Source organism: Microbacterium galbinum, assembly GCF_023101185.1.
Lineage (GTDB): Bacteria > Actinomycetota > Actinomycetes > Actinomycetales > Microbacteriaceae > Microbacterium > Microbacterium galbinum.
In genome coordinates, this window is record NZ_CP078077.1 from 1,820,106 (window position 1) to 1,833,974 (window position 13,869).

A 13,869-nucleotide genomic window follows, 5' to 3' on the forward strand; every position below is an offset into this window, starting at 1 on the left:
CATGGTGATCCATCACACGGATGCCGCGCCCACGCCGCTGCGTGCACTGCTCGGTGCCGCGGCGCGGGTCGGGCGCGGCATCCGCTGGTACATGACGACGCTGATGGGCGACACGGCCTACGCGACCTACGTCGCCCATCACCGTCGCCATCATCCGGACGAGGACCCGATGACCGAGCGCCAGTTCTGGCGTCAGCGCATGGACGACCAGGACCGCAACCCCGGCGCCCGGTGCTGCTGACCGGTGCGCCCGGCGGGGCCCTTCGACAAGCTCAGGGACCCAGTTGTGCGTGGCGGCGCCCTTCGACAAGCTCAGGGACCCGCAAGGGCTGGGTCGCTGAGCCTGTCGAAGCGTCCCCCACGAGGCACCCTGCCTAGGCTGATCACATGACCGACGTCGTTCTCGCCGCCGTGCTGGGCGTGCTCGGCGGCATCGCGCTGACGGTGCTGCTGCTGCTCGCCCGCCGTCTCGCGCGCGGCGCGGCCGATCTCGGCAGCGAGGGTGAGCAGGCGGCTCTGCGGGCGCTGCATCACGCGAGTCTCGCCGCTCCGCACCTGCGCGCGGGCCTCTCGGCTCCGGAGGTCGTGAAGGCCGCCCGGCACCTGCGCGTGCTGCTCGGCAGTGCCGCCGTCGCGATCGTCGCCGACGACGACACCGTCTCGTTCGACGGCGCGCCCGACGGGCTGGAAGCCGCGGCCGTGCGGATCGCGAGCCGCGTGCGCGAATCGGGTCGCCGACAGGTCTTCCCCTCGCAGGCCGCCGACGACCATCTCGAGGGCGTCGGTGCGCCGATCGTCGTCGACGGCCACGTGATCGGCGTGGTCGTCGCGTTCGCGGCCCCGGTGCGCGCGGCGCTGGTGCGGGCGGCCGAAGAGGTCGCCGACTGGTGCGCGGCACAGGTCGAGCTGGGCGGACTCGACGCCTCGCGCACCCAGCTCGCCGAGGCCGAACTGCGCTCGCTGCGCGCGCAGATCTCGCCGCACTTCATCTACAACGCCCTCACGGCGATCGCCTCTTTCATCACGACCGATCCCGCCCGCGCCCGCGATCTCGTGCTCGAGTTCGCCGACTTCACCCGTTACTCGTTCCGGCGGCAGGGCGAGTTCACGACCGTGGCCGATGAGCTCGAGAGCATCCGTTCCTACCTCGAGCTGGAGCGCGCCCGCTTCGGCGAGCGTCTGCGCGTGACGCTGCAGATCGCGCCCGAGACTCTCGCGACGGTGATCCCGTTCCTCTCCGTGCAGCCGCTCGTCGAGAACGCGGTGCGCCATGGTCTCGAGCCGGGCGAGGGCGGCGGCGAGATCCGGATCGCGTCGCGCGACGAGGGCACGCACACCGAGATCACGGTGGAGGACGACGGCATCGGCATGGATCCGGATGCTCTGCGCTCCACCCTCACGGCGGCCGACGACGGCCTGCACGTGGGGCTGCGCAACGTCGATACGCGTCTGCGCCAGCTCTACGGGGCGGACGGCGGCCTGGTCGTCGAGACGAACACCGGCGCCGGTACCCTGGTGCGCATGCGGGTGCCCAAGTCGCAACCGCTGAACGACCCGGACAACGACTGAGGTGCGGCCATGATCGACGTGCTCGTCGCCGACGACGAGAGACCGGCGCTCGACGAACTCGTGCACCTGCTGCGCACCGATGAGCGCATCGGCGACATCCTCACGGCCACGACGGGTGCCGACGCCCTGCGGCAGCTGTCTCAGCGTGCCGTGCGCATCGCCTTCCTCGACATCCACATGCCCGGTCTGCTCGGCACCGAACTCGCGCGCGGGCTGCTCTCGCTCGCCGAGCCGCCCGCCGTCGTCTTCGTCACCGCCGACGACGCCCGCGCCGTCGAGGCCTTCGAACTGCGCGCGGCCGACTACCTGCTCAAGCCCGTGCGCGCCGCGCGCCTGCGGCAGGCCGTCGACCGGGTGATCGAGCGCGGCGACGCGCCCTCGGCGGGTGACGACGAGGTGCTGCCCGTCTCGATCGGCTCGGCGGTGCGCTTCGTGCGCCGCAGCGACATCCGCTGGGTGCGGGCGCAGGGCGACTACTCGCGGCTCCACGCCGACGGCGATGTCGGGCATCTCGTGCGCATCCCGATCTCCGAACTCGAGGCGCGATGGGCGGATGCCGGATTCCTGCGCATCCATCGCTCGACACTGGTGCGGGCATCCGCCGTCACCGAGGCCCGGCTCTCTGGCACCGATCCGTCGGTGTCGGTGGGCGAGATCGTGCTGCCGGTGAGCAGGCGTCTGGTGCCGACCGTGCGCGAGGCGCTGGTGCGCAGCGAGGGGATGCCGTGACCGAGGCGCCGAAGCGGGTGCGGGTGACGGCGGATGCCGCGCCGCGCCGCCCGACGACGGCGACGCGCGGGATCGCCCTGCCGGGCTCCCCGGTCGACGAAGCGGATGCCGTGTATGCGCGCGCCCTGATGCGCAGCCAGTTCCGGCTCGCCCTCGGCACGATCGCCGGTTTCGTGCTGGTGGTGCTGGCGATGGCGTTGACGATCGCGCTGATCCCCGAGATCGACCGGATCGTGCTGTGGGGGCTGCCGCTGTCGTGGCTGCTGCAGGCGTTCGCCTTCTATCCGGTGATCCTCGTGTTCGCGCTGCTGTACGTGCGCACCGCCGCGCGCAACGAGCGCCGGTACCGTGCGCTGCGGGACCGCGAATGAACGCGGTCCTCGATCTCGTCGGCGTCGCGCTCGTGGTCGTCGCGACGCTGCTGATCGGCGTCTACGGTCTGCGGATCTCGCGCACGACGAGCGACTTCTTCGTCGCCTCCCGCACCGTGCGCCCGGTGTGGAACGCCTCGGCGATCAGCGGGGAGTACCTCTCGGCGGGCACCTTCCTGGGGCTTTCGGGGCTGGTGCTGCTCGACGGGGCGCGCGGGTTCTGGTTCCCGATCGGCTACGCGGCGGGGTATCTGCTGGTGCTCGCGTTCGTCGCCGCCCCCCTGCGCCGCAGCGGGGCGTACACGATCCCCGATTTCGTCGAGGCCCGATTGGAGTCGACCTCGGCGCGACGGGTGACGAGTGCGGCCGTGCTCATCATCGGTTGGCTGTACATCGTGCCGCAGCTGCACGGTGCGGGCATCACCCTCGTCGTCGTCGCCGGGCTGCCCGAGTGGGTGGGCGCGGTGACCGTGGCGGTGCTCGTGGCCGCCGCCGTCGCCGCGGGCGGCATGCGCGCGATCACCTACGTGCAGGCGTTCCAGTACTGGCTCAAACTCACGGCACTCCTCGTGCCGGTCATCCTCATCGCCTTCGCGCTGAGCGGCGGTCCGCACGACTTCGACCCCGCGCTCGTGTTCCCCGCCGAGGCCGGCCCCTCGGGGTTCGACGCCTATGAGACGGCATCCCTCCTGCTCGCCCTGCTGCTGGGCACGATGGGGCTGCCGCACGTGCTCGTGCGCTTCTACACGAGCCCGACCGGCGTCTCGGCGCGCCGCACCACCGTGATCGTGATCGCGATGGTGAGCGCGTTCTACGCGGTCTCGAGCGGCATGGGACTGCTGGCGCGCATCGCCGCCCCCGACCTCGCGGTGCCGGGTCTCGCCGACACCGTCGTGCTGCAGCTGCCGTCGCGGGTGTTCCCCGGCATCATCGGCGAGCTGCTGACGGCCCTCATCGTCGCCGGGGCCTTCGCGGCATTCCTCGCGACGTCGGCGGGACTCGTCGTGTCGCTCGCCGGGGTGATCAGCCAGGACGTCTTCTCGGGCTCGGTGCGCTCGTTCCGCGTCTCGGCGCTGCTGTGCGCGCTGGTGCCCCTCGCGATCGCGCTGCTCACGGTGCCGGCGGGGCTGGTCGCGAGCGTCGGCGTGGTGTTCGTCGTCGCGGCATCCACGCTGTCGCCGGTCGTGCTGCTGGGGGTCTGGTGGCGCGGGCTCACCGCGCGCGGGGCCGTGACCGGCATGGTGAGCGGAGGGGTCGCGTGCGGGCTCGCGCTGCTCGTGCATGCGGCGATCGACGGGGTCGGAATCGCCGCACCGTATCTCGCGCAGCCGGCCGCGTGGACGATCCCGCTCGCCGTCGTCGTCACGATCGTCGTGTCGGTGCTCGACCCGCGCGGGCCCTCGCCTCGCACCGACCGGTTCCTCGCCCGCGTGCACACCCCCGAGCGCGGGTGAGGGTTCGCCGCGGGCGGGGCCCTTCGACAAGCTCAGGGACCCAGTTCGTGCCGCGACCGCTTACTGGGTCGCTGAGCCTGTCGAAGCGTCCCCCACGAGAACGCGGCACCGCGGGCGTCAGAGCTTGCGGCTGCGGGGCATCAGGCGCACGGGCGGCAGCGGAGGAGCCGGGATGCGCACGTCGTGCCCCTCGACCTCTCCGAAGCGGGCGGATGCCGCCTCCCACTCCTCGCGCGCCTCGGCGATCTCGTCGTGCGAGCGGCCCGCGAAGTTCCACCACATGACGATCTCGTCTTCGAAGGGCTCGCCGCCGAGGACGAACAGCAGGGCGCCCTCTGCGCTCTCGACCGTGACCGTGTCGCGGGAGTCGCCCAGATAGAGGGTGTCGTTGAGGGAGAGCGGATGCTCCGCCACCTGCGCATCGCCCTCGACGAGCATCACGGCGTGCTCCCACTCGGGGCGCAGCGGCAGCCGCACGCGGGTTCCCGCGGGCACGACGATCTCGGCGCCGACGATCGGGGTGTGCACCGTCGCCGGTGAACGGACGCCGGCGAACTCGCCGAGAACGACGGTGGCGGAGGCATCCGCTCCCTGTTCGGCGGGCAGGGCGAGCCCGGGCAGCGACGTGTGCCGCTCGAAGCCGGCGGCCCCGTGGCGCGCGGACTCCGGCAGCACCACCCAGAACTGCAGGGCGTCGAGGGGGATCGGGTTGTCGCCGATCGAGTACTCGGAGTGCGAGATGCCGTTGCCCGCCGTCATGAGGTTGAGCTGCCCGCGGCGCAGGTCGGCATCGCTGCCGAGCGAGTCGCGGTGGCGGATCTCGCCGACGAGCGGCCAGGTCACGGTCTGCAGGCCGATGTGCGGGTGGGGCTCGACGCGCATGCGGGTGTCGGCGGGGCCGAAGCGGTCGAGGAAGCACCACGCGCCGATGGTCGGCAGGTTGCGGTGGGGCAGCGCACGCAGCACGTTCATGCCCCGGACTCCGCCGAGGGGAACCTCGCGGGGTTCGAGGACGATGCGCCGCTCGCCGATCATGCGCCCGGTCGCTTCGGCCAGCGGATCTCGGCGCCCGGGATCTCGTGCGTCTCGAGGTAGGAGGCGATGTAGGGGCACAGCGGCACGATCGCGTCGCCGCTCGCCGCGGCATCCGTCAGCGCGGCCTTCGCGAGCTTCCCGGCCAGCCCCTGCCCCTGGAACGCGGGGTCGATCTCGGTGTGCGTGAACCGGATCTGACCGTGCTTCGTCACGAACGTGGCGAAGCCGGCGAGCAGGTCTCCGGTGCGGATCTCGTAGCGCGAGGCGTCGTCGTTGCGGGTGACGGTGATGTCGGTCATCGGGTGCTCCTTCGGGCGTCTGGTTCAAACCTACGCCCGCGCGCGGGAGCGCGGCCGACCCCTCAGGGTGTGGGGATGGCGATGCGGATCACGAGGTAGGCGATGCGGGCGCCGACGGCCAATAGAAGAATGCCTCCCGCGGGTATCCACCACGTGCGTTCCCAGCGTTTCGCGCGCAGAACGTAGAGAGGCATCACCGCCGCGAACAGGATGCCGTCGAAGGCGAAGAAGGTGACGGTCGTCCACCAGGTCGTCGTGCTGTCGCATGCCTCGCCGCACCCCGCGGCGCCGAGGTGCAGCACGAACAAGTAGCACGGGAGCAATAGAGACATCGCAATGAAGATCGTCACCAGGACGAGCCCGACATCGGCCTCGTCGAGCCATCGTCGTCGTGCCATCACGCCGTTCAACATAGAGGTCCCTGTGCAGGAAAAGTGGGCGTGCAGCAGATTTGTGGATAACCGCTCCGGGTGTCGGTGGCCGTCAGCAGGATCGCCTTATGACGATGACGCACGGCATAGTTCCCGACGACTACCTCACCACGCTTGAGGATCTCAAGACGCACGTCCGGCAGGCGCGGGTGAGGGCTCAGCGCGTGGCGAACACGGAGCTTCTGATGCTCTGGTGGCGGATCGGGAGAACGATCCAGCAGCGTCTTGCTGCAGAGGCATGGGGATCTGCAGTACTCGTGCGACTCGCGGCCGACCTGCGGGCGACGTTCCCGAGTATGACGGGGTTTTCTCCAGCGAATCTGCGCTACATGCGCCGCTTCGCCATAGCTTGGCCTGCTCCCAATTCAATTCGCCAACAAGCCGTTGGCGAATTGCCCTGGAGCCATGTTCCGGAGGAGGTCTCACGTTCTGCAGGACGGAAACGGGGAAGCGCTCCTGCGTTGCGTGAGATCTCCTCCGATACGGAGCACGCCCGCCCGGCGACGGACCTGTGGAGAGGGGCGGGCCGGCGTCGGCGGGGGTCGTTACGCTGGAGGGATGCCGCAGACTCCCCGTGACCCGTACGCGGACCTGCCGTACGCCGACGAGCCATACGACGACGGGTGGGAGCCCAGCGCCCCGCCCGAGCCGATGGACTGGGAGCCGCAGGGCGCCGGTTTCGAGCCGCCCCTCGACTGGGGCCCCGGCCCCACGACCCCGGTGTCGACGGCATCCGCGCCGCGGCCGAGCAGCGAACCCGTCACCCGCCGCGCCACGCCGAGCCGCTACGCGACCGCGCGTGAGGCGCTGCACACGGTCTTCGGCTACGACGATTTCCGCGGCGACCAGGCCGCGATCGTCGATCAGGTGATCGCCGGCGGCGACGCGGTGGTGCTGATGCCCACCGGTGGCGGTAAGAGCATCACGTATCAAGTTCCCGCACTCGTGCGCGAGGGCACCGGACTCGTCGTGAGCCCCCTCATCGCTCTCATGCACGACCAGGTCGATGCGCTGCGCGCCAACGGCGTCAACGCCGCCTACCTCAACTCCACGCAGTCGCCGCAGGAGCGTACCGAGGTCGAGCGCTCCTACATCGCGGGTGAGCTCGACGTCATCTACGTCGCCCCCGAGCGTCTGTCGAACGCGCAGACCACGGCGCTCCTCCAGCGCGGCACCCTCAGCGTGATCGCGATCGACGAGGCGCACTGCGTGTCGCAGTGGGGGCACGATTTCCGCCCCGACTACCTCGCGTTGGGCGACCTGGGCGAGCGGTTCCCCGGGGTTCCGCGCATGGCGCTCACGGCCACCGCCACCCGGGCCACGCACCAGGAGATCACCGAGCGTCTTCAGCTCGGTACCGCGCAGCACTTCGTCGCCAGTTTCGATCGCCCGAACATCCAGTACCGGATCGTGCCGAAGGTCGACCCGCGCAAGCAACTCGTCTCCTTCATCAAGTCGCAGGAGTCCGCCGAAGGCGCGGCCACCGGTCCCGCGGGAATCGTCTACGCGCTCAGCCGCAAGTCGGTCGAGCAGACCGCCACGTATCTCGCCGCGCAGGGCCTCGACGCCCTGCCCTACCACGCGGGTCTCCCCGCCGAGGTGCGGGCCGCCAACCAGTCGCGGTTCCTGCGCGAAGACGGCGTCGTCATGGTGGCGACGATCGCTTTCGGCATGGGCATCGACAAGCCCGATGTGCGCTTCGTCGCTCATATCGACCTGCCCAAGTCGGTCGAGGGCTACTACCAGGAGACGGGCCGGGCGGGGCGTGACGGCGAGCCGTCCGTCGCCTGGATGGCCTACGGCCTGGGCGATGTCGTGCAGCAGCGGCGCCTGATCGACCAGAGCCCCGGCGACCGCACCTTCAAGATGCGCATGGGACAGCACCTCGACGCGATGCTGGCCCTGTGCGAGACGGTCGAGTGCCGCCGGCAGAACCTGCTCGGCTACTTCGGCCAGGAGTCGCAGCCCTGCGGCAACTGCGACACCTGCCTCGAAGACACCGAGACCTTCGACGGACTCGTCCCCGCCCAGAAGCTGCTCTCGACGATCGTGCGCCTCAAGCGCGAGCGCAACCAGGCCTTCGGCGCGGGGCACCTGATCGATATCCTCCGCGGCGCGTCGACCGAACGCATCCGCCAACAGGGCCACGACAAGCTCGCCACCTACGGCATCGGGTCCGATCTCTCGGATCAGGATTGGCGCAGTGTGGTTCGCCAACTTCTCGCCCGGAGCATTCTCATGGCGCAGGGGGAATATGGCACCCTCGCGCCCGGCGAACAGGCCGCCGGAGTGCTGCGCGGAGAGACCGCCGTGCCCCTGCGCAAAGACACGATCGGGCGTGCGACGACCACGCGCGTACGCAAGGCGACGGCCGCGGATTCGGTGGATGCCGACGACCGGCCGCTCTTCGAAGCCCTCCGGGTCTGGCGTGCGGAAACCGCTCGTGAACTGGGCAGACCCGCGTACATGGTGTTCAGCGACGCCACGCTCCGCGCCCTCACGGAGAACCGCCCGGCCAGCCTTGCCGACCTCGATGGCATCAGCGGCATCGGAGCGAAGAAGCGCGACGACTACGGCGACGCCGTGCTCTCGGTCATCGCCGCCAACTGATCCTCTCCACCAGCGTCTCCGTCGATGACACGGGGCGCACAACGACGTTTCGCGACCCCGAATATTCTTGAAATGGAATTCACTGAACGCCTAGACAACCATCGAAATCTCCCGTAGAAACACTCTTACTTGCGCCTGACCGGTAAAGAAGCCGGTTCCTGGGGGGGCCTAGTGACGACGAACTTCGTTCGACATCACGGGAGGGCAAATGAGCAGTACACGAAGGAGGACTCTGCCCAAAAGCAGAATCCTCGCAGTAGCAGCAATCAGTGCAGTGGTGGTCGGGAGCGTCATCGCCCCGACAGCGGCGGTGGCAGCTCCAGGGGACGAGTCTGCCTCCAGTTCGCGGTTCCTCACGGGCAGTCTTCTGCTCGGCGGACTACCGCTCGATGACGTCGTAGCCCTGCAAGGGGTCGAGACGACGAACGACGGGTCGACCGGGCAACCGAACGTCTCGACCGGGGCGCTGAACCTCACCGCGTTGAACGCGCTGAGCATCGGCATCCCGAGCGGACTCAGCGTTCCCGCGCTCTCGAACTTCCTGTCCCTCGGGGCGGTGAATCAGTACTCCGTATCGAATCCCGACGGTTCGAGCCGTGCCGTAGCCGGCGCGGTCGCCGACAACGGCGTGGTCGATACGACCGGCACCGGGGCCTACCCGGCGAATGCCTCGCTCAACCTGCAGGGTCTGCTCGGCTCGACGGTGACCAGCGTCGTCGGCGATCTCGACGTCTCGCTCGGGGCGATCAGCTCCGAGGTTTCTCTTGCGGGCGACGGGACCGTCTCCCGCGACTACAACGTCGCCGGAGGAACGGTGACGCTCCAGCTTCCCGCGGTGGCCGGCCTCACGAACACGCTCGTCGGTACCGGCGGTGTCGCCTCGACCGTCGACACGGCCGTGGGCACGCTCACCGGACCGGACGGCCTCCTGGCCGGTGCGATTGCAGGTCTCAACGCCGCGCTGACACCGATCCTCGGCAACCCGAACCTGAACATCACCATCACCACCCAGGTGAATCAGGCGCTGAACACCCTCCTCGACACGCCCATCGGCGATGACGTGGTGACGGTCAACCTGCGCACAGGAGTCGTCTCGGCTGATCTCGATGAGTTGCTGAAGGATACGACTGGCCGGGGACTCAACAGCCTCGAGGTCGATGAGGAAGTGCTCTCGGCGGAAGTGCTCAACAACCTGATCACCCGCGTCGGGAACGTGCTCGGCACGGTTCCCGAGCTCGTGCGCACGACGCTCACCACCACGCTCAACGCCGCGGTCCTGAACATCTCCGGCACCGTCTGCGTCGTGGGCACCGGCGCCACCTGCTCCACGACGCCGATCGACCTCGGAACCGGCGTCGTGATCGCGGTGACGAACCAGACCCTCGGCAGCATCACCGGCGCTCCGGGATCGCCCGCTCCGGCGGCCACGATCACGGTCAAGGTGGCGGGAGCGAACGTCCCGATCCCCCTCGGCACGCTCGTCGCGGCTCTCGCAGGGCCGATCAACACCGTGCTGCTCGGACCGGGTGGTGTCGTCAACACCGTCGTGCCCACCGTGACAACGGCGGTCACGGGGATCGTCACCGCGATCGCCCCGGCGGTCAGCCTGCTCAACGGCGTCGTCTCGCTCCGCGGTAACGTGCAGCCCGACAACGGCCCGATCTACAGCCAGGAGGCGTTCGTCCTCACGGTCGGCGCGATCGCCGGCGGAGGCGGGGTGGGCACGCTCGTGCTCGCTCGAGCCGAAGCAGGGCCGAACGCGCTCGCTCCTCTGCTCGAGGCGACGAGTCCGGTGAAACCGGGACAGCCCACCACGCTGACCTCCAGCGGTTGGCCGGCGAACACCGCCGTGAGCGTCCAGCTCGCCGATGCGGAGGGAACGGCGGTCGGTGATCCGATCAGTGTGACGACGAACGGCGACGGAGACTTCCCCGCCGGAACGACGCTGACGGTTCCGCCCACGGCGGCAGCCGGCGACTACACGATCACGGCATCCGCCGGTGATCAGACGGTCGAAGCGCCGCTGGTGGTCGAGGCCTACACGCCGACGGTCTCGGCGACCGGTCCGATCACGGTCGGAGAGTCCACGACGCTCACCTCGGGCGGCTGGCCCGCCGAGGCCGAGGTCACCTTCGAACTCGAAGACCCCACCGGCGCCGCTGTCGGCACCCCGGTGACGGTGACGACCGACGAGGACGGCAACATCCCCGCGGGCACGACGCTGACGGTTCCGGCCGGCTCCGCGATCGGCGACTACACGGTCGCCGGTGAGGACGAGTTCGGAAACACGGCCGAGGGCACCGTCACGGTGCTCGCCGTTCCGGGCACGCCGCAGCTGACGGCATCCGGTCCGGTGAAGCCGGGCCAGACGACCACGATCGCCTCGGGCGGGTGGCCCGCCGCGGTCGACGTCACCTTCCAGATCGAGACCGAGGCCGGCGATCCCGTCGGCGACCCGGTCACGGTGACGACCGACATCGACGGCAACATCCCGGCCGGCACGACCCTCACGGTCCCGATCTCGACCGACCCGGGCGACTACGTCGTCGTCGGTGAGGGCGAGGGCGATACGGCTGAGGGGCCGCTCGTGGTGGCTCCGTGGACCCCGTCCGTCGAGGCGTCGGGTCCGGTGAAGCCGGGTCAGGCGACGACGATCGCGTCGGTCGGATGGCCGCCGGCGACGTCGGTGACGTTCCAGTTGGAAGACGCCGAGGGTGAGCCCGTCGGTGCTCCGGTGACGGTCACGACGGATGCCGAGGGCAACGTGCCCGCAGGGACCGTACTCACGGTTCCCGTCGGCACGGAGCCGGGCGACTACACGGTCGTCGGTACCGGCGTCGAAGGGATCACCGCGGAAGCGACGGTCACGGTGGAGCCGTGGACGCCGACGGTCGAGCTCTCGGGTCCGGTGAAGCCGGGGCAGCCCACGACGATCACGTCGGGTGGGTGGCCGCCGCTGGCGAGCATCACGTTCCAGCTGGAGGATGCCGACGGCAACCCGGTCGGTGACCCGATCACGGTCGAGGCGGATGCCGATGGCAACATCCCGGCCGACACGGTCCTGACCGTTCCGGTCGGCACCGATCCCGGCACACTGACGGTGGTCGGCACGGATGCCGATGGCAACACGGGTGAGGGGGATGTGGCGGTGGAGGCCTGGACCCCGACCGTCGAGCTCTCGGGGCCGGTGAAGCCGGGGCAGCCCACGACGATCACGTCGGGTGGGTGGCCGCCGTTGGCGAGCATCACGTTCCAGCTGGAGGATGCCGACGGCAACCCGGTCGGTGACCCCATCACGGTCGAGGCGGATGCCGATGGCAACATCCCCGCGGGGACGACGCTGACGGTCCCGGCCGACGCGGATCCGGGCACTTTCACGGTGGTCGGCACGGATGCGGATGGCAACACGGGTGAGGGTGATGTGACGGTGGAGGCCTGGGCCCCGACCGTCGAGCTCTCGGGTCCGGTGAAGCCGGGGCAGCCCACGACGATCACGTCGGGTGGGTGGCCGCCGCTGACGGAGGTCACGTTCCAGCTGGAAGACGAGAACGGCGACCCCGTGGGCGAGCCCGTCATCGTCACGACCGACGAGAACGGCGACGTTCCGCCCGGAACGACGATCACGGTTCCGGCCGATGCCGACCCCGGCACCTTCACGGTCGTCGGGACCGACGAGAACGGCAACACCGGTGAGGGAGACGTGACGGTGGAGGCGTTCGCGCCGACGCTCGACGTGACCAGCCCGGTCGCGCCGGGAGCTGCGACCACGGTCACCTCTGACGGCTGGCCGCCGCTGACCGACGTCACGTTCCAGATTGAGGACGCTGCGGGCGACCCGGTGGGTGCTCCCGTCACCGCCGAGACCGACGAGAACGGCGTGGTGCCCGCGGGGACGCAGCTGACGGTTCCGGGAACGGCCGAGCCGGGTGACTACACAGTGGTCGGCGAGGACGTGAACGGCAACACCGTGGAGGCCGACCTTGTGGTCGAGGCCACCGGAACCGACACCGATCCGGTGACGGACCCGGGCACCGACACGGATACCGATCCGGGTACGGACACCGACACGGGTACGGATACGGATACGGGTACGGACACGGACACGGGTACCGACACGGACACGGATACGGGCACGGACACGGGTACGGACACCGACACGGGTACGGATACCGACACCGGTACGGACACCGATCCGGGAACCGACACGGACACGGGTACGGACACCGACACGGGTACGGATACCGACACCGGTACGGACACCGATCCGGGAACCGACACGGATACCGATCCGGGTACGGACACGGACACGGGTACGGACACGGACACGGGTACGGACACCGACACGGGTACGGATACCGACACGGGTACGGATACCGACACGGGTACCGACACGGACACCGGTACGGACACCGATCCGGGAACCGACACGGATACCGATCCGGGTACGGACACCGACACGGGTACGGACACCGACACGGGTACGGACACGGACACCGACACGGGTACGGACACTGACACCGGTACGGACACGGACACGGGTACGGACACCGACACGGGTACGGACACGGACACCGACACGGGTACGGACACCGACACCGGTACGGACACGGACCCGGGTACGGACACTGACACGGGTACGGACACCGACACGGGTACGGACACGGACACCGACACGGGTACGGACACCGACACCGGTACGGACACGGACACGGGTACGGACACCGACACGGGTACGGACACGGACACAAGTACCGATACCGACACCGGTACGGACACGGACACCGCTACGGACACGGATCCGGGAACCGACACCGACACGGATCCGGGCGCTGACCCCGGCACCGACACGGACACGGGTACGGACACCGACACGGGTACCGACACCGGAACCGACACGGGTACGGACACCGGAACCGATCCGGGTTCCGAGCTCGGGATCACGATCCTCTACCCGCAGCGCGCACAGGGCGAGTCCCAGTCCGCGACGGGAACCGGGTTCCGGCCGGGTGAGGTGGTGACGGGCGTCATGCAGTCCGCGCCGCTCAACCTCGGCACGCAGGTCGCGAACGCGGCCGGCCAGGTGACATTCACCTGGACGATCCCGGCAACGCAGGATCTCGGCATCCACACCGTGACGCTCACCGGAGCGGAGTCCGGATCGGTCTCCATCCAGTTCCGAGTGACCCCGTCGGGTCTGGCGACCACGGGTGCGGAATCCGGACCGTCGCTGGTCTGGGGCCTGGCATTCCTGTTGGCCGGTGCGGCCCTCGCGGCCGGCGCGCGGAGGAGGCGGATGTCGGTGACGTCGAAGACGTGACCGATCACGATCGGCGGCACCCGGGATCCCCCGGCTCGGGTGCCGCCGTACGTC

General features: G+C 69.7%; 11 protein-coding genes. 8 read left to right on the plus strand and 3 right to left on the minus strand.

Translation table 11 applies throughout. The annotated features are described in order from the left end of the window. Position 1: 1 nt before the first annotated feature. From KV396_RS08965 to KV396_RS08985, 5 genes are all read left to right on the plus strand, one after another. Complete coding sequence (locus tag KV396_RS08965; protein WP_247633013.1) at positions 2-241, plus strand: YbdD/YjiX family protein; 240 nt, start codon at positions 2-4, stop codon at positions 239-241. A gap of 146 nt (positions 242-387) precedes the next feature. Further along, positions 388-1,569 (plus strand): sensor histidine kinase, encoded by a 1,182-nt coding sequence (locus tag KV396_RS08970; protein ID WP_247955487.1) that lies wholly within the window; start codon positions 388-390, stop codon positions 1,567-1,569. Positions 1,570-1,578: 9 nt separating this feature from the next. Next, positions 1,579-2,298 carry a LytR/AlgR family response regulator transcription factor gene (locus KV396_RS08975; RefSeq protein WP_247955488.1) on the plus strand — a complete coding sequence of 240 codons (720 nt, stop codon included), beginning with the start codon at positions 1,579-1,581 and terminating at the stop codon, positions 2,296-2,298. Continuing rightward, entirely contained in the window at positions 2,295-2,669 is a 375-nt protein-coding gene (locus tag KV396_RS08980; protein WP_247955489.1) for a heavy metal transporter, read from the plus strand. The genes KV396_RS08975 and KV396_RS08980 overlap by 4 nt, the downstream gene beginning before the upstream one ends. Next, positions 2,666-4,123, plus strand: coding sequence for a sodium/solute symporter (locus KV396_RS08985; RefSeq protein WP_247955490.1), 1,458 nt, complete (start codon positions 2,666-2,668; stop codon positions 4,121-4,123). Before KV396_RS08980 ends, KV396_RS08985 begins: the two co-directional genes overlap by 4 nt. A gap of 117 nt (positions 4,124-4,240) precedes the next feature. On the opposite strand, the gene KV396_RS08990 is transcribed toward KV396_RS08985, so the two are convergent. The 3 genes from KV396_RS08990 to KV396_RS09000 form a co-directional block, all read right to left on the minus strand. Next, on the minus strand, positions 4,241-5,158 hold the full coding sequence (locus KV396_RS08990) for a pirin family protein (RefSeq protein WP_247955491.1): 918 nt from the start codon (positions 5,156-5,158) through the stop codon (positions 4,241-4,243). Next, the gene (locus tag KV396_RS08995) at positions 5,155-5,457 is read right to left on the minus strand and encodes a GNAT family N-acetyltransferase (protein ID WP_247955492.1); all 303 of its coding nucleotides are present in this window, start codon (positions 5,455-5,457) and stop codon (positions 5,155-5,157) included. Before KV396_RS08995 ends, KV396_RS08990 begins: the two co-directional genes overlap by 4 nt. A 62-nt stretch (positions 5,458-5,519) precedes the next feature. After that, on the minus strand, positions 5,520-5,855 hold the full coding sequence (locus KV396_RS09000; RefSeq protein WP_247955493.1) for a hypothetical protein: 336 nt from the start codon (positions 5,853-5,855) through the stop codon (positions 5,520-5,522). Positions 5,856-5,962: 107 nt separating this feature from the next. Between KV396_RS09000 and KV396_RS09005 the strand changes: the two genes are divergently transcribed. The 3 genes from KV396_RS09005 (at position 5,963) to KV396_RS09015 (ending at position 13,815) form a co-directional block, all read left to right on the plus strand. Then, on the plus strand, positions 5,963-6,466 hold the full coding sequence (locus KV396_RS09005) for a DUF1016 N-terminal domain-containing protein (RefSeq protein WP_247957575.1): 504 nt from the start codon (positions 5,963-5,965) through the stop codon (positions 6,464-6,466). After that, positions 6,447-8,498 (plus strand): DNA helicase RecQ, encoded by a 2,052-nt coding sequence (gene recQ / locus KV396_RS09010; RefSeq protein ID WP_247955494.1) that lies wholly within the window; start codon positions 6,447-6,449, stop codon positions 8,496-8,498. Before KV396_RS09005 ends, recQ begins: the two co-directional genes overlap by 20 nt. A gap of 310 nt (positions 8,499-8,808) precedes the next feature. Next, entirely contained in the window at positions 8,809-13,815 is a 5,007-nt protein-coding gene (locus KV396_RS09015) for a choice-of-anchor G family protein (protein WP_247955495.1), read from the plus strand. The last annotated feature ends 54 nt before the right edge of the window (positions 13,816-13,869 follow it).